The organism is Sinomicrobium soli (assembly GCF_003285545.1).
GTDB lineage: Bacteria > Bacteroidota > Bacteroidia > Flavobacteriales > Flavobacteriaceae > Sinomicrobium.
Genome location: NZ_QLNV01000003.1, coordinates 248,231 through 265,537, shown reverse-complemented (window position 1 = coordinate 265,537; position 17,307 = coordinate 248,231). Strand labels below are relative to the sequence as shown.

13 protein-coding genes are annotated in these 17,307 nt (G+C 49.3%); 4 read left to right on the top strand and 9 right to left on the bottom strand.

From position 1 onward, the window contains the following. Positions 1 to 18: 18 nt before the first annotated feature. The 3 genes from argC to DN748_RS05035 all read right to left on the bottom strand — a co-directional run bounded on the left by argC (position 19) and on the right by DN748_RS05035 (position 3,117). Entirely contained in the window at positions 19 to 996 is a 978-nt protein-coding gene (gene argC, locus DN748_RS05045) for an N-acetyl-gamma-glutamyl-phosphate reductase (protein ID WP_112370681.1), read from the bottom strand. A gap of 150 nt (positions 997 to 1,146) precedes the next feature. Next, positions 1,147 to 2,343 carry an argininosuccinate synthase gene (gene argG / locus DN748_RS05040; RefSeq protein WP_112370680.1) on the bottom strand — a complete coding sequence of 399 codons (1,197 nt, stop codon included), beginning with the start codon at positions 2,341 to 2,343 and terminating at the stop codon, positions 1,147 to 1,149. Positions 2,344 to 2,415: 72 nt separating this feature from the next. Further along, positions 2,416 to 3,117, bottom strand: coding sequence for a GNAT family N-acetyltransferase (locus tag DN748_RS05035; protein ID WP_112370679.1), 702 nt, complete (start codon positions 3,115 to 3,117; stop codon positions 2,416 to 2,418). Between the two features lie 337 nt (positions 3,118 to 3,454). On the opposite strand from DN748_RS05035, the gene DN748_RS05030 reads away from it, so the two are divergent. From DN748_RS05030 to DN748_RS05015, 4 genes are all read left to right on the top strand, one after another. Continuing rightward, positions 3,455 to 4,753 carry an anthranilate synthase component I family protein gene (locus tag DN748_RS05030; RefSeq protein WP_112370678.1) on the top strand — a complete coding sequence of 433 codons (1,299 nt, stop codon included), beginning with the start codon at positions 3,455 to 3,457 and terminating at the stop codon, positions 4,751 to 4,753. Between the two features lie 282 nt (positions 4,754 to 5,035). Beyond that, positions 5,036 to 6,343: a tRNA lysidine(34) synthetase TilS gene (gene tilS, locus DN748_RS05025; protein WP_146746559.1), complete on the top strand. Its 1,308-nt coding sequence runs from the start codon at positions 5,036 to 5,038 to the stop codon at positions 6,341 to 6,343. 103 nt (positions 6,344 to 6,446) lie between these two features. Next, a complete protein-coding gene (locus DN748_RS05020; RefSeq protein ID WP_112370676.1) occupies positions 6,447 to 8,405 on the top strand; it encodes a protein-disulfide reductase DsbD family protein in 1,959 nt (652 codons plus the stop codon). A 186-nt stretch (positions 8,406 to 8,591) separates the two neighbouring features. Further along, on the top strand, positions 8,592 to 10,433 hold the full coding sequence (locus DN748_RS05015; RefSeq protein ID WP_112370674.1) for a CocE/NonD family hydrolase: 1,842 nt from the start codon (positions 8,592 to 8,594) through the stop codon (positions 10,431 to 10,433). 69 nt (positions 10,434 to 10,502) lie between these two features. On the opposite strand, the gene DN748_RS05010 is transcribed toward DN748_RS05015, so the two are convergent. The 6 genes from DN748_RS05010 to DN748_RS04985 all read right to left on the bottom strand — a co-directional run bounded on the left by DN748_RS05010 (position 10,503) and on the right by DN748_RS04985 (position 17,302). Further along, entirely contained in the window at positions 10,503 to 10,757 is a 255-nt protein-coding gene (locus tag DN748_RS05010; RefSeq protein WP_112370673.1) for a DUF6095 family protein, read from the bottom strand. Further along, complete coding sequence (murQ, locus tag DN748_RS05005) at positions 10,744 to 11,565, bottom strand: N-acetylmuramic acid 6-phosphate etherase (RefSeq protein ID WP_112370672.1); 822 nt, start codon at positions 11,563 to 11,565, stop codon at positions 10,744 to 10,746. Before murQ ends, DN748_RS05010 begins: the two co-directional genes overlap by 14 nt. Positions 11,566 to 11,687: 122 nt before the next feature. Next, positions 11,688 to 13,499, bottom strand: coding sequence for a DNA polymerase III subunit gamma/tau (locus DN748_RS05000; RefSeq protein ID WP_112370671.1), 1,812 nt, complete (start codon positions 13,497 to 13,499; stop codon positions 11,688 to 11,690). Between the two features lie 172 nt (positions 13,500 to 13,671). Beyond that, positions 13,672 to 14,337: a DUF2461 domain-containing protein gene (locus DN748_RS04995; protein ID WP_112370670.1), complete on the bottom strand. Its 666-nt coding sequence runs from the start codon at positions 14,335 to 14,337 to the stop codon at positions 13,672 to 13,674. A gap of 79 nt (positions 14,338 to 14,416) precedes the next feature. After that, positions 14,417 to 15,232 (bottom strand): prohibitin family protein, encoded by an 816-nt coding sequence (locus tag DN748_RS04990; RefSeq protein ID WP_112370668.1) that lies wholly within the window; start codon positions 15,230 to 15,232, stop codon positions 14,417 to 14,419. Between the two features lie 48 nt (positions 15,233 to 15,280). After that, complete coding sequence (locus DN748_RS04985; RefSeq protein ID WP_112370667.1) at positions 15,281 to 17,302, bottom strand: VWA domain-containing protein; 2,022 nt, start codon at positions 17,300 to 17,302, stop codon at positions 15,281 to 15,283. Positions 17,303 to 17,307: the final 5 nt, after the last annotated feature.

Genomic DNA, 17,307 nt, shown 5'->3' with positions numbered 1-17,307 from the left:
TTATGACGTGTTGATAAATTAGAAATAGGATGCCTTTAACCCGAGCCCGAGGGTTTCTTCAAGTCCGAATACCAGGTTCATATTGTGTATGGCCTGTCCGGAAGCCCCCTTGGTCAGGTTGTCGATGATGGAAGTCACCAGCAATTGATCGTCGTGTTTCTGCAGGTGGATAAGGCATTTGTTGGTATTGACCACCTGCTTGAGGTGTAATTGCCTGTCGCTGACATGGGTGAAGGCCGCATTTTTATAAAAATCCTCATAGAGTTCTTCTGCTTTTCCGATATCCCCGTCAAATGCCGTATATGCCGTGGCAAAGATCCCCCTCGGAAAATCACCGCGATAGGGCATAAACCTTATTTTTTTGGCGAAACTGCCCTGCAGCCCGGTAATGCTCTGTTCTATTTCCCCGAGATGTTGGTGTGCAAAGGGTTTGTAATAGGAGAAATTATTATCCCTCCAGGGAAAGTGAGAGGTAGGTGACAGCGAGGTACCTGCCCCGGTTGCCCCGGTTACGGCGGTGATATGAACGTCCTGCTGCAGCAGACCGTGTTGTGCCAGCGGGAGCAGGGCCAGCTGAACGGCCGTGGCAAAACACCCGGGATTGGCGATATACTGTGCATTCTCAATTTCTGACTTGTGGAGTTCCGGCAAACCGTATACGAAGTGCATTCCCCCGAAATCGGCATCCGGGGAAAGCCTGAAATCATTGCTGAGGTCGATAATACTGGTTTTTTCTGAAAAAGTGTGCTTTTCCAGGAAGCTCCTGGAGTTTCCGTGCCCGAGGCAAAGGAAAAGGACATCCACATCCGGGTTGATCTCCCCGGTAAACCGCTTGTCTGTATCTCCCTGAAGGTCCTGGTGGACATCGCTCAGGAGGTTTCCGGCATTGGAGGTGCTGTAGACAAAATTTAGCGCTGCGGCAGGGTGATGCAGTAGCAATCGTATTAATTCTCCTGCCGTATATCCGGCCCCTCCGATTATTCCTGCTTGTATCATAGTAGTTTAGTTTGTTAGTTCTTAGTCTGTTATTGTCATTCTGAGCAAAACTCCCGCCTGGTCCGACAGGCACTTCGGTCTGGATGACAACTTCCGACTCCGGACTTTCGGCCATTTCGTAGTTTGTAGTTTATGATTTGAACCCATAACTCATAACTCTGAACTGTTTTGATTGACGTGGTGATAGATCTTGTTCTGATTGGCGTTGAGCTTGATAAACCCTTTGGCATCTTCTGCGGTCCAGCCTTTGTTCATTTCTCCATAGCTGCCGAAGGAAGCGTTCATCAGGTCGTGCTCCGATTGTATGCCGTCTATCACAAAGCGGTAGGGAGCAAGGGTGACAAATACATCGCCGGTAACATTTTTTTGCGTGTCGGCGAGGAACGTTTCTATGTTTCGCATCACTTCGTCCAGGTACTGCCCTTCGTGCAACAGCATTCCGTACCAGTTGGCCAGGTATTCCTTGTGGTGTTGCTGCCATTTGGTAAGGACGTGTTTTTCGAGGGTATGGTGGGCCTTTATAATGACCAGGGGGGCAGCGGCTTCAAAACCAACCCTTCCCTTGATCCCGATAATGGTATCCCCTACATGTATGTCACGCCCTATGGCATAGGCAGAAGCTATGCTGTTCAGGAGTTCTATATTGTTTACCGGGGTATCTTCCTTGTCGTCTATGGCTACGAGTTCACCTTTCCGGAAGCTCAGTTTTACCTGCCGGGAACCTTCTTTTTCAAGCTGGCTCGGATAGGCTTCTTCGGGGAGTGACCGGTGGGAGGTAAGGGTTTCCTCGCCGCCTACACTGGTGCCCCACAAGCCGCGGTTGATGGAGTATTTCGCCTTTTCCCACGACATGTCGACCCCGTTTTTTTGCAGGTATGCAATTTCGTCCTGCCGGGCGAGCTGTTCGTCGCGGATGGGCGTTATGATCTCTATTTCCGGGGCCAGGATCTGGAAGATCATGTCGAACCGCACCTGGTCGTTACCGGCACCGGTACTGCCATGTGCAATATATTGCGCCCCGATCTTTTTGGCGTAGTTTACAATTTCTATCGCCTGAACGATCCTTTCGGCACTGACCGAGAGCGGGTAAGTGTTGTTTTTGAGGATATTGCCAAAGATGAGGTATTTTACCACGTCCTTGTAGAAAGTATCCCTGGCCTCGATATTGGTGTAGCTGGCTACGCCCAGTTTCACGGCTTTTTCTTCGATCTCCTTTTTCTCTTCCGCGGTAAACCCACCGGTATTCACACTTACGGCATGTACTTCATATCCCTTTTCCTGAGACAGGTATTTGGCACAATAGGAAGTGTCCAGTCCGCCACTGTAGGCCAAAACGAGTTTTTTCATTGTTAATCTGTTGTTTTAATTTGCAAGCCGGTAAATCCGGCAATGCGCCGGTTTACGCAGGCATTGACACAATTATTTATTATTTCCTTTTAATTTGTTCATGACCTTCTTCAAGCTGATATAACCTTCTTCCAGGGGGATTACGGAGTCTTTGGAAGGTTTTTTGTTTTTCAGAAAGAGGTTCTGTTTTATGTTTTTCAACCTTTGGAGTACCTTGCTGTTATACGGGTGCTTCTCTTCGGCCTTTTCCTTTTCCTCCGGGTCATACATCATGCCGGTACAAAGGCACATTTTCTGTTGTGTCCGTTGCAGGATATCGTAATTCTTACAGGTTTGGCATCCTTTCCAGAAGGTGGGGTCGTCCGTGAGCTCCGAAAAGGTAACGGGCCGGTATCCCAGTTCGTAATTGATCTTCATGACGGCCAGGCCGGTCGTGATCCCGAAGATCTTGGCATCGGGATACTTTTGCCTGGAATGGTCGAAGATGGTTTTTTTAATTTTTTTGGCCAGTCCCATATTCCTGAAATCGGGATGTACGATCAGCCCGGAGTTGGCCACGAATTTTTCGTGTCCCCAGGCTTCGATATAGCAGAATCCGGCAAACTTGTCTCCTTCCAGGGCAATAACCGCATTGCCGTTCTCTATTTTGGAGATAATGTATTCCGGGGTTCTCTTGGCAATACCCGTACCCCTTACTTTTGCGGAGGCTTCTATGGTATCACAGATAAGAGAGGCATATCTGATATGCGACTTGTCAGCAATAACAATGTCCATTTCACTTTTTCTTGGTTGAAAAAATCAGTAAAGATTTCTTTGAGAGGGGAACCGGACTCACCTAAGTTCCAGAATTAGAAGTACACCCTTACGGGCGACGGGGAGTACGACGCACAACAGGACGGATCGCTGAAACCGGAAGTCTCAGGAAAACTGAAGCAGATATGTTGTGAGTGTTTTGCATTTTATTTTCAACTAAAATAATGAGGAGATCAGAAATGTCGTCCCCAGTACCTGTTTTCACATTGCAATACTACAAAATATTTTCTTTTTACCGGTTTATCTTTCTTAAAGTATTTGTTAAATTTGTAACATTCTTATTTTCTAAACCTGAGGAATGCGGCGAACCGAAGTCATATTCTCCCTGGAGGAGGAGGAAAACTTTAAGGAAAAGATACTGGATTGGGCACAACAATACAACGAGGTTATATGGCTGGACAGCAACAGCTACCGTCATTTATACGCTTCTTTCGACGCTGTCCTGGCCGTGGACGCCCTCACGGCCATAAAAACCGATTACTATTGCGCCTTCGACGATCTGAAGGAGTACCGGCAGGTTACGGCCGACTGGATATTCGGGTACCTGGCCTACGACCTGAAGAACGATGTGGAAATGCTGCAGTCTGCCAATCCCGACCACCTGGGGTTTCCGGATCTCTATTTTTTTCAGCCCAAAAAACTTGTTTTTATAGAAGGGAACAAGGCCAGGTTTTCGTATATGCCCATGGTAGACGACGAGATCGGGGACGATTTCAGGGCCATCTGTGAAGGGGTGCACTCCGAACGGCATAGTCCGTCGCCCGGGGCAGGAAAGATAAAAGCGCGTATTCCGGAGGAGGTATATGAGAATAAGGTCAACCGCCTGCTGGAACATATTCACCGGGGAGATGTCTACGAGGTTAATTTTTGCCAGGAATTTTATGCCGATCGCGCAGAAATAGATCCCCTGTGTGTTTTTTCGAGGCTCAATGCCATTTCGAGGCCGCCTTTTGCCTGTTACCTGAAACTGGAAGACAGGTATGTGCTGTCGGCCTCCCCGGAGCGCTACCTGAAAAGGGAAGGCAATACGGTGATCTCCCAGCCCATAAAAGGGACCTCGGGGCGGGCAGCCTCTCCGGGGGAAGATGCGGAACTGAAGGACCGCCTGGTAAACACCCCCAAGGAACGCTCGGAAAACATTATGATCGTGGACCTGGTGCGCAACGACCTGTCTGTTACCGCAAAAAAGGGAAGCGTACGGGTAGAGGAACTATGCGGGGTATATACGTTCGAACAGGTACACCAGCTGATCTCCACGGTAACTTCGGAAGTGGATGACAACACAGCTTCGGTAGATATTATACGGACTACTTTTCCCATGGGGAGCATGACCGGCGCCCCGAAAATATCGGCCATGAAGATCATCGAGTCGCTCGAGGAGACCAGGAGAGGGGTATACAGCGGGGCGGTCGGATATTTTTCTCCTTCCGGTGATTTTGACCTTAATGTGGTGATACGCAGCATACTTTACAATGCCTCTGCCGGCTACGTGTCTTTCAGTGTGGGAGGGGCCATTACGGGAGCGTCTGATGCCGGGCGGGAATACGAGGAGTGTATGGTCAAGGCGAGGGCCCTGCGCAGCGTGCTGGAGGAGTGATGTGGTTTTTTAGTTCTTAGTTCGTAGTTTTTTAGTTCTTAGTTGTGACTTCGATACACCGATCGCTTTGCTCCGGCATTCAGCTACCTTGGTTCGGTCGTTTTGTATTTTCTGCGAGTTTAAAACGACGCCTTAAGGAGGATGAGTGTTCCGGCTTCCGGTCGGAATGTACCGAAGCCACCGACCTGTAGCGGACAAAATACCCTAATGTAACAATGTTTACATTCCTTTGCTTCGATCTGTTTATTTTTGACTTTTGCCGAGAACTATTATTTTAGCCGGATGTTAGCATGGTTTAAGGAGCATATCAGAAACAGTTTTCCTTTTCTGGAAGAGGCGGGGCTGTTGGTGGCCGTCAGCGGGGGCATCGACAGTGTGGTCCTGGCGAGGTTGTGCCATACGGCAGGGCTGAAGATGGCTCTGGTACATTGTAACTTTCATCTCAGGGGAGAGGACAGTAACGGGGACGAAGATTTTGTAAGGGCATTGGCGGAAGAACTCGGCGTACCGGTTTTTACCACCTCGTTCCGGACGGAGGAATATGCGGCGGCCCGGGGAATATCGATACAGATCGCAGCCCGGGAACTGCGCTATGACTGGTTCGGAAAAGTGCTGGATGCCGAAGGGTACGATTACCTGCTCACTGCCCATCATGCCGACGATATGCTGGAAACCTTCCTGATCAACCTTTCAAGGGGTACGGGAATAGAGGGACTGGCCGGGATCCCGGCAGTAAACGGAAAGATCGCAAGGCCGCTCCTTCCGTTTTCAAGGGAACAGCTTTTCGGTTATTTGCAGGAAAACGGATGGACATGGCGGGAAGACGGCAGCAATGCGGATACCAAATACCTGAGAAACAGGATAAGGCACCGGGTAGTGCCGGAGCTGAAACAGCTTTCGCAGGGGTTCCTGGAACAGTTCGGCCGTACCCAGCGGCACCTGCGGGAGTGTGAGCAGATACTGGAAGGACATATGGACGCAGTGAGAGACCGGGTGTTTTTCAGGAAGGGGGAACGGTGGACGGTTGCCGTCGATGATCTCAAGGCCCTCGACCCGAAGGAAACCTACCTGTACTACCTTTTCAGGGAATTTGATTTTCCGGTCGATGAAATACGCAAGCTTCTGTATGCCATGTCCGGAAAATTCATTGTTTCGGACAAGTATGTCATGCTGAAAAACAGGGAGGAGCTGATCATAACCCCACAAAAAGAGAGAGAAAAACGACAGTACGAGATCCCACCGGGGACCAGGGAGATCTTTACCCCGGTCCACCTGCAGTTTCTCGAGGGAGAAGCTACCGGAAAATCGTCGGCGAATACGGCAATGATTGATAAAGATAAGTTAAAGTACCCGCTCGTTTTGAGGAAATGGGAAAAAGGGGATTACTTTTATCCGCTGGGGATGACTAACCGAAAGAAAGTGAGCAAGTTCTTTAAGGATGAGAGGTTTTCGGTATTCGATAAGGAAGATACCTGGCTGTTGTGCTCGGGAAAGGATATCGTATGGATAGTAGGACACCGGCTGGACGATCGTTTCAAGGTAGCGCCGGATACCGGAAATATACTCCGGGTTGTGTTGTGCGATAGTTAAAACAATGGTTATAAGCCGGATCGGAATGTGTGGAACCGGCATATACCGGCCTGGATAATATAGAGAAGACCAACACTAATTAAATATTCTAATTTCAAGAGGGATGAAAAAACTTTTTCCTGTTTTAACCGTATTTTTATTTACCATCTTTTCACAGCTGCTTTCTGCCCAGGGAGAACAGGTGAGCTGGTCGACGTCCGTAGAAAAAATATCGGACGCGGAATACGAGCTGGTCATGAAGGCATCGATAGTCGAAAACTGGCACCTCTATACGACCGATATCCCCGAAGGGGGGCCTATTCCCACTTCTTTTACTTTTGAAGGAGAGGGAGAGGATTTTAAGCTGGAAGGGGAGATCGTGGAGAGTGAGGCGCATACGGAATACGACAATATCTTCGAGATGGAACTTTCCTTTTTTGACAGGGAAGCCGTATTCAGACAAAAGATCACCCTGCTCAATCCGGAACTGTCCGCCATACAGGGACTGGTGGAGTACCAGGCCTGTGACGACAAGAGCTGTATATTCTCTGATGCCGACCTGGCATTTTCCCTGGACGGCGGAAAGGCGGAAGTAAAACAGCTGGAAGTCGACGATAAGAGTGCACAGCTTTCGGAAAAGCTGAAACTGGATCTTAAAAATGCGGAATTACTGCTGGAGTCTGATCAGCGGCACGATCAGAATGCGGGGCTGTTGAGTATTTTTGCCATAGGTTTTCTCGGGGGGCTGATCGCATTGCTCACCCCTTGTGTTTTTCCCATGATCCCGCTTACGGTATCGTTTTTTACCAAACATTCGGGAAACCGGAAGAAAGGAGTGACCAATGCGGTGCTGTACGGCGCTTTTATCGTGCTCATTTATGTATTGCTCAGCCTGCCGTTTCATTTTCTGGACTCCATAGATCCTGAAATACTGAATACCATTTCGACCAATGTCTGGCTGAATGTGGCGTTCTTTGTGATCTTTGTGTTTTTCGCTTTCTCCTTTTTCGGCTATTACGAGCTTACCCTTCCCAGTTCATGGGGCAATAAGATGGATTCCGCTTCCGGGGCCGGAGGTGTGATCGGGATCTTTTTCATGGCGCTCACCCTGGCCATAGTGTCTTTTTCCTGTACGGGCCCTATTCTGGGGTCGCTGCTGGTAGGGTCGCTGACTGCCGAAGGCGGAGCCATGCAACTCACCGCGGGGATTACCGGTTTCGGTTTTGCCCTGGCCCTGCCGTTTGCCTTGTTTGCCCTGTTTCCCAACTGGCTGAATTCCCTGCCGCGTTCCGGGGGGTGGATGACCACGGTAAAGGTAGTGCTTGGTTTCCTGGAACTGGCCCTGGCCTTCAAATTCCTTTCCAATGCCGACCTGGTGCAGCATTGGGGGATCTTCAAAAGAGAAATATTCCTGGGGATATGGGTCGTGATCTTTGCGCTTATGGCCTTATACCTTTTCGGGAAGATCAGGTTCCCCCACGACGGGCCCTTAAAGAAGCTCGGTTTTCTGAGGATAAGTACTGCGATACTCTCTGCGGCTTTTGTGGTTTACCTGGTTAGCGGGATCTTCGGGAATAATCTCAAACTTTTGAGTGGGTTTCCCCCGCCGGCCTTCTACAGCGTAAAGCAACAGGAAAGTGATTGCCCGCTGGGGCTTAACTGTTTTAAGGATTTTGATGAGGGACTGGAATACGCAAGGGCCAACAATAAACCCATCCTGCTCGATTTTACGGGATGGGCCTGTGTGAACTGCCGGAAGATGGAGGAGAACGTATGGAGTGTTCCCAAAGTATACGAACAGCTCCGGGACAACTATGTGCTTATCTCGCTCTATGTGGACGACCGCAAGGAGCTTCCCGAAGACAAGCAGTTCAATTTCCAGATGGAGTCGGGAAGGGTCAAGAAGATCCGTACCATAGGAGAAAAATGGGCTACTTTCCAGGCCATAAACTTTCAGACCGCCTCCCAGCCCTATTATATCATTATGACGCCGGAGATGGAATTACTGGGGGCTCCGCAGCAATATTCCGACACCGACACCTATTACAACTGGTTAAAGTCCGGTGCCGAAAGTGTTCAATAAGAACTCCTTTTAATGAAACAGAAAGAGTGCGGTATTTACCGTGCTTTTTTTGTTATATTTACGTAATCAGGGAGTATTGCCGTACTCCGCGCCGGCCCGGAGTGGTTTCCGGGCTTTTGCAATGCATGTATTGTTGCGGAGCAGCAGCTTCCGGCTAAATGTCTTACACGAATAAAACTACTGATAATGAAGAGATTTTCCGTTTTGTTTTTTGCCTTATTTGTCTTTATCGCCTGTGTAGCACAGGAATACGATGTAAAGGCACATTACGACAAGCAGGAAGTAGCCATTACCATGAGAGATGGCATTAAACTGCATACCACGATCTATAGTCCGAAGGACAAATCCGGGGAGTATCCCATAATCATGCAGCGTACTCCGTATAGCTGTGCACCTTATGGAGAGGATCAGTACCGCTCCAAGATAGGGCCTAACGAAACCATGATGAAGGAGGGATATATTATCGTATACCAGGATGTAAGGGGGCGCTGGAACAGCGAAGGGGTATACGATAACATGAGGGCCTATATCCCGAAGAAAAAAAGGAAACAGACCGACGAGGCTTCCGATACCTATGACACCATAGACTGGCTGGTAAAAAATGTGCCGAACAACAACGGAAGAGTAGGTGTATGGGGAGGATCATACCCCGGCTTCTATTCCACTTACAGCCTTCTCGACCCGCATCCCGCGCTTAAGGCCGTATCGCCACAGGCGCCCATAGGTGATTTCTTCTTTGACGATTTTCATCACAATGGGGCATATATGCTGAGCTACTGGAGGGTAACACCCCTGTTCGGGCATATGAAAGACAAACCGACTACGGATGCCTGGTACGAATTGCCGGACCTGGGAACCCAGGACCAGTACCAGTTTTTTCTCGATGTGGGGCCGTTGTCTAACCTGGACCAGTATTTTAAGGAGGACAACGTATTCTGGCAGCAGCTGAAAGACCATCCGAATTACGATGAATTCTGGCAGTCCCGGGGCATTATCCAGCACGTCAGGGACATAGAGCCTGCGGTGATGGTTGTAGGAGGCTGGTTTGATGCGGAGGACCTGTACGGCCCTCTGGAGACCTATAAGGCCATGAAGAGCAGTGATAACTATCACTCCATAGTGATGGGCCCCTGGAGTCATGGCGACTGGATACGGCTCAACAAGCGGCAGGCCATCGGCAATGTGTATTTCGGGGATGATATATCCGCATTCTACCAGGAAGAGATTGAAACCCCGTTTTTCGACCATTTCCTGAAGGACAGCGGAGACGGGAACTCCGGTTTGCCGGAAGCCTATATGTATGATACCGGGAAGTGCGAATGGCAGAAGTTCGACACCTGGCCACCCGAAAACACAACTAAGGAGTCATACGGAATGGGGAGAAATCAAAACCTGTCGCAGGTGATGACCATGGAGTTTTCATACCGGGAATTTGTCAGTGACCCTAAAAAACCCGTCCCGTATTCGGAGGATATTAAAGTGGTGTTTACCCCCAGGAAATATATGACCGATGACCAGCGTTTTGCTGCCCGGAGGCCTGATGTGCTGGTCTTTGAGACGCAAGTGCTGGAGGAAGACATGACCCTGGCGGGGGATATCCTGGCAAAACTGCAGGTGTCTACTACCGGTACCGATGCCGACTGGATCGTCAAGGTGATCGACGTATTTCCTCCCGATGCCGAAGATTATGAGGAAACCCAGGATTACCTGAAAATGAGCAATTACCACATGATGGTACGGAGTGAAGTGATGCGCGGCCGTTTCCGGAACAGTTTTGAAAAACCCGAGCCCTTTGTACCCGGTGAGGTAACCCCGGTAAACGTAAAGCTGCAGGATGTTTTCCACACTTTTAAAAAGGGACATAAGATACAGGTGCAGGTACAGAGCACCTGGTTTCCGCTTATCGACCTGAACCCGCAGACTTATGTAGACAATATTTTTTACGCCGAAGAGAAAGATTTCCAGAAGCAGACCCATAGGGTGTATAATTCATCATCGATAGAATTTACGGTACTTAAGAAAGAATAGGGATCGGATATACGGAAAACGATCTACGTATGCTAACCTGCTTCCGGAATGATGATCCGGGGGCAGGGCTTAATCGCCGAAAAAGGACCTCATCATGGTGCGCAGGCTGAAGAAGGCCATGCCTATGGCGCCTATGGCCGCGAGCAGCCCGACGATCAGTACGGGCCAGTAGAGGAAGTGGTCCTGGTTTTTAAAGGCCTGGTAAATGATGGTGGGGGCCGTAAACATCAGGATCAGGGTATAGGCGAAGTATTTAAGGCTTTTAAAGAATAGTTCCCGGTCTGTTCTTCTCACGGTGTTCTGTTTTTCATTATTGTTTTTCATGGCGATATGCTTTTATGGCACTTCTCACATTGCTGTGCTTTTCCAGCAGGGCCGTTGCTTTTTCGGCAGTAATCTCCAGGGTCTCCATAAGCATGCGTATGCCGCGATCCACGAGTTTGGTATTGCTGAGCTGCATATCCACCATTTTGTTGCCTTTAACGCGACCCAGCTGTATCATGGTGGCCGTCGAGATCATATTGAGGATCAGCTTCTGGGCCGTACCTGCCTTCATGCGGGAACTCCCGGTGAGGAATTCGGGCCCTACTACGGCCACTACGGGAAATCGGGCGGCTTCGGCCAGGGGGCTTCCGGCATTACAGGTAATACACCCCGTAGCTATACCGGCCTTATTGCACGCTTCCAGCCCGCCGATAACATAGGGCGTAGTTCCTGAAGCTGCAATACCGACAACGACGTCGCGGGAATTGATGTCGTGTTGTTGCAGGTCTTTCCAGGCCTGGTTGCGGTCGTCTTCTGCAAATTCCACGGCTTTTCGTATGGCTTTGTCACCCCCGGCGATAAGGCCTGTGACCAGCTGGTCGGAAACGCCGAAAGTGGGCGGGCATTCCGAAGCGTCGAGTATCCCGAGCCGGCCACTGGTACCTGCCCCTATATAAAACAGTCGCCCGCCGTCCCGCAACCTCGGAACGATCTGTGATACAAGGGCCTCTATCCGGGGGATGGCCTTTTCCACAGCCAGGGGCACCGAACGGTCTTCCCTGTTTATATTCTTCAGGATCTCCGCTACCGGCATCTTTTCCAGATCCCGGTAATCAGAGTCCTGTTCGGTGGTTTTAACGAAGGTCATATATGAGGTTATAGTTTATTAGTTCGTAGTTGTTAGTTGCACTGAAGTTCCTTTGTGCCCGGGTATAGATCCTTCCCTCCGGTCTGGATGACAACTCCCGACTTCGGACTTCCGGCAATTTATCATATATCGAGATCGAATTCTTTTCTGAGGGTATCCATCAGCGGATTGGCCTCTACAAACTTTATATATTTTTCATGAGGGGTAAAGGCATATTTCCGCTCTGTTTTTTCGTTGACCGTTACCTGGAGCCGGATAAAATGGTTTTTCAGTTCGTTTTTCAGGAATTCCATCAAGGGGAACTGTTCCCGTTCCACCTCCTTTTTCATGGTGTCGTTGGGCAGTTCTATCCATATGGTATTGTCCTCTTTCAGTTTCGGGCGGTCGGTAGCCAGGTTGGAAGCGATGATCTTCTTTCCCTTCCTGTTCATTTCTTCGATATAATGGTCCCATGACTTTCTCATTTCCTCTTCCGTAAAGCTTTCCCGGGGGAGGGCAGATTCGTCGACAACTGTTTCCTTTCGGTTCTTTTCCAATTCCTTTTTGGTACGTATACTGGAAAGCGACAGGCCGGAAACGTGCTTTTTCCTGATATCCAGTCCGGCCGTGGTTTTTTGTGGTTGTGGTACCTCACCTGCAAGCTCTTCTGCCGGATGGGGATAGGCTTGCGATACCGGTTCCGGAGTGTATTTATTGTCTTCGGACTCTGCCGCTGCGGACACTTCGGTTGCGGATCGCTTTTCTTTGAGGCTGACGGCCGGAGCAGGCTGCTGTATTCCGATTGTTGCGTCCGGGCCTGCCTTTTTGATTTCCCCGTTTTCCCGTTGTTTAAAATACTGCGGGGATATTATGAACTGCTTATAGTTTTTTTTTTCTCCATCGAAAGTGATGGAGGCCAGTTGCATGAGGCAGAGCTCTACGAGGAGTCTCTGGTTTTTACTCGTCTTGTAGCTGAGGTCGCAGGTGTTGGCAAGTTCGATACCGTGCATCAGGAAGGGGACCGAAGTTTTCCTGGACTGCTCCAGGTAGCGTTGCCGGGCCTCGCTTCCCACTTCGAGAAGTGGTATCGTGGCTTCGTTCTTACAGACCATCAGGTCTCTGAAATGCGATGCCAGCCCTGCGATAAAATGATGCCCGTCAAATCCCCTTGCGAGTGTTTCGTTAAAATCGATCAGGAGCTGGGGGATATTATTGGTCAGAATAAGGTCGGTAGCCCTGAAATAGGTGTCGTAGTCCAGCACGTTGAGGTTCTCGGTAACTGCCTGGCGCGTCAGTTGCTTTCCCGAAAAGCTCACCACCCGGTCGAAAATGGACAGGGCATCGCGCATGGCACCATCTGCCTTCTGTGCGATGATGTGAAGCGCGTCGTCATCAGCTTCTATCCCCTGGTTTTCTGCGATGTACCTGAGGTATTCGGCAGCGTCCTTTACGGTAATACGCTTAAAGTCGAATATCTGGCACCTGGAGAGAATGGTGGGAATGATCTTGTGCTTTTCGGTAGTGGCAAGGATAAAAATGGCATGCCTTGGCGGTTCCTCGAGGGTTTTCAGAAAAGCGTTGAACGCTGCCTGTGAAAGCATGTGGACCTCGTCTATGATATACACCTTGTATTTACCGGATTGCGGAGGGATACGGACCTGGTCGATGAGGTTGCGGATATCGTCTACCGAGTTGTTGGAAGCGGCATCCAGCTCAAAAATATTAAAGGCAAAATCCTCTTCCGGGTTTTCCACTCCGTCTTCATTGATCTTTTTGGCGAGGATACGGGCACAGGTGGTTTTTCCCACACCACGCGGTCCGCAGAACAACAGGGCCTGGGCCAGGTGATTGTTTTCTATGGCATTGAGCAGGGTATTGGTAATAGCCTGTTGCCCCACTACATCCTTAAAGGTCTGCGGGCGGTACTTGCGTGCCGAAACTATAAATTGTTCCATAGAAAAAACTTAAATCACCATCTGAGGTTAAAAATGCCCCGGCAGTGGTGCCGGAATTTTTCGCCCCTTGTGCGGGGCGGCTTATATTGGCAAATATAAAAATTGCAGTTGTATTTTTCAGCGGAAAGGGAATTTAGTTTTTACCCGCCGGATTTTAAGGGTGAATTTCGGTTCACAACAGGGAAACCCCGTTCAGGTCGGTCGTGAGCACATCGCTCATATAATCGAAATAGGAGCGTATGGCGCGAAAAGACCGGTCTGCTTTTTCCGCAAATTCGGGGTCGAGGACTTCCTTATCCGTAAAGTTCCTGGTGAAGATGAACTGTTTCTTCCGTATAAGGTCTATGGCCGGATGATCTTTGCTGAAGCCCTTGGGGGCCGTTTTCACTTCATCACCTTTTAACAGCCCCCAGACGGCCTGAAACTTTTTGTCGTTCACAATTTTCCGCATTTCGGAGTCATCCGCCTCAAATTCTTTGCGAATACGGTTCAGGTCTTCTTTTTCGGGATTCCAGAAACCGGTGGCAATAAACGAATTTCCGGGCTCTATATGCAGGTAATATCCTCCCCTGAATTTCGGCTTCTGGCGGTGAAAAGTCATTCCGAAATGGGTTTTGTAAGGTTGCTTGTCAGCGGAAAAGCGCACATCCCTGTATATTCTGAAAAGCTTTACCCGGTCTACATCGTCATGCGTCCGCAGTATGGCGAACAGGGCATCGGCAAAATGCTTTACTTCTGCCTCTGCGGTCCTGAACTGTTTTTTGTGCTCGTTGAACCAATCGCGCTGATTGTTGTTTTTGAGTGTTTTGAGAAAATCAAGCGTTTCTTTGGAGATCATGGCTTAGATGTTTTGTCCGTTCAAATTTACGGATTTTGTTATCTGGTTGTTCATATCACCGGGAAACAATACCGGGTGATCATTGGTTCCCCAGTATGATAGGCATGCCGTCTTTTCCGGAACCTATGACAATGACCTTGGCATTTTCCGATTTTGACAATTCTATGGTGGCCTGTATTCCCTTTTCCCTGAGGATCTGGTCGGAGAGCGATGCATTGAGGATACGGTTCGCATTGGCTTTTCCTTCGGCTTCGATACGCTGGCGTTCTGCTTCTTTCTCTGCCTTTTCCAGCCGGAATTCGTATTCCAGCGATTCCTGTTCCTGCCGCAGTTTGGTCTCTATGGCTGTTTTTATGGTGGCGGGCAGTGTGATGTCTTTTACCAGTATTTCATTGAGCTGTACATATTGCTCGTCCAGTATCCTTTTTGTTTCCTCATGGATTTCGTTCTGAATGGCATCCCTTTTTGAAGAGTATAGCTGTTCCGGGGTATACCTGCCTACTACGCTGCGAACCGCCGAGCGTATGGCGGGGCGGATAACACGGTCGATATACTGTTCTCCCTTTTCCCGGTGTAATGCTCCCAGTTTATTGTAAAAGGGTTGATGCCAGGCGGTGGCGTCTACACCTATTTCGAGTCCGTTGGAAGACAGTACGAGCATTTTTTCGGAAAGTTCCTGCTGCCTCACTTCATACACAAAAACCTTGTTCCAGGGCATTACGAAGTGAAACCCTTCTCCCATAGGGGGCTGGTCGGTAACCACTCCTCCTCCGAAAGTACGGTACAGTACACCGGCCTCTCCCGAACCGATGGTTATGGTTGATTTTGTGATTATGATGATGAATAAAACAGCTCCGAGAATTAACGGAAGTCCGATTTTTGATAGCCTGTCCATGTCTGTATATTGATTTTTAGTTAGTATTTATTTTGGATTTATCACAAATCATGTCAACCCCCTGTATTTGCGTAAAAACCACTCGGCGGAAAGACATGCGATGATGATAAAAAGCAGTATCTTCCAGTGAATGAGCGGCACGCTTTTCTGGCTGGTTTTCCGGACCGGCTTAAACTCGGGGCTCTCCGTAAGAAAAGGGTATATACTGTCGAGGGTGTCGGGGTACAGCAGTTTACCGCCGGACTGAACGGCCAGTTTCTGCAAGCCATTGACGTTGGCACTGGTGTGTTGCTGTTCCACATCGAACCGGAGTATGCTGAATTCTCCCGACCTTTTCAGTTGTTCTCCCTCTACCTGCACGGTAAAGCTGTATTTTCCCGCTTCCAGATCGCTGAGGTCGGCCTGGTAATAATTGTTTCGGAGCAGCATGGGATAGGTTTTCCGAAGCGAGGTGTCTCTGGCAGATATTTCCAGCCTGAGAGCAGCATCGGGATTAAAGACATAATTCCTGTCGAAGTACTGTGCGGTGATCACGACCGGCCTGCTGCCATCGTAAAGTGTTTCGTATTCGGTTTCCAGCCGGTCTCTCTTTTTGTCGGAAGCCAGGAAGAACACCAGTTTTCCCGTAAACGTGTCGAACTTTTCGAAATTGCCGTTCTCCCGGTAGTCCTGCATTCTCCACTTCCACAAATTCTCCCCGAGCAGTACGGCCTGCCGCTTCCGGTCTTTTTCCAGGATGAACAGCAGGGGGATGTCGGTCTCCGTGCCTTTTACCTTTTGATGGAGCAGGGTTTCATATGAGGTGTTGATATTGACATCGCCGAAAGATACCAGCAGGGGAGGGTAGTGCCCGAAACCGGGATCTTCCGCGGTAAAGGCAGTAAAAAAAGTATTAAAGCTGCCCTGTACTTCTTCGGTCAGCATACTGCTTTCATGGGAGAAGGCAGATTGTACCTTGTTCAGGAAATTCCAGTCGGTGTCTTCACCGGCGATAATAAACGTATTGCCGGGCGCCTGTTCAAGCTGTTTGAAAACGGCATCGAAAGCGGAAGAGGGCTGGTAGAGTATGATGAGCTGATAATCGTTGAGCCTGGCCGGATCGATATCAGGCCCGGACAAGGTCACTTCGCGCTCCTCATTGCTTTCTATACTCCGTTTCAATGCTCCGAGATCGGGATGTGATATGCCGGAAACGATGAGAACCCCGGTTTTTTCATCGATAACCTCAATACCGAATTCTTTGGTGTTGTTCCGGGTATTCTTTTCATTCTCCAGGGGGCTGATACCTGCTTTATACGTCAGGATCCCCTTGCTGTCCGCATCGAGATAGGTCTCGATGATCTCTGATTTTTTTTCCGGCGAGAAGCGGACCCTTTTTGAAAAGAGGGTGCGTTGGCCGGAAGAGATCGTAAAACGGGAAGTCACTTCCTTTTCACCGTCATACCGCAACAGTATCTCCACCGGAAACTTATTCCGGAAATAGGCATAGCGGTTTACATTGAGCCGGCTGATGCTGAGGTCGTCATAGGTAGTGGTATCCCCTATGGTTACCGGGAATACGGGAAAAGGGTATTGACGGGAAGTATAGGTATAATCTTCTCCGTAGGTCCGGTTGCCGTCGGTGAGTAATAATACGGCGGTATTTTTACCCCTGTAAATATCTTTCAGAGAAGCCAGTGCATTGCCGATATCGGTCCGCGGCAGGTCAAAACCCAGGGAATCTCCGTGCTGCAGGCCAGGTCCGAAGGTATAGAAATCGACATTGAGCTTTTCCCGTAGTGCAGTGTGCTGCCGGATATTGCTGACAAGTTCTTCTGCGGTCTGCTGTTGCCCGAGGAAAGCGATGGAGGAGGAGTTGTCGGTCAGTACGGCAAGAGTGGCCTTTTCCTGTTGTGAGGTGGTGGTCCGTACTTCGGGATTGAGCAATAGCAGTACGAGTGCAAATACAGACAGAAAACGCAGAAAGGCAAAAAGCAGGCCCTGTACCGACCTGCCTTTTGCCCTGCCGTATTGGAAAAAAGCAACCGTTAAGGCTGCCATACCCGCTACAATACATTCTATTACATACATTTAAT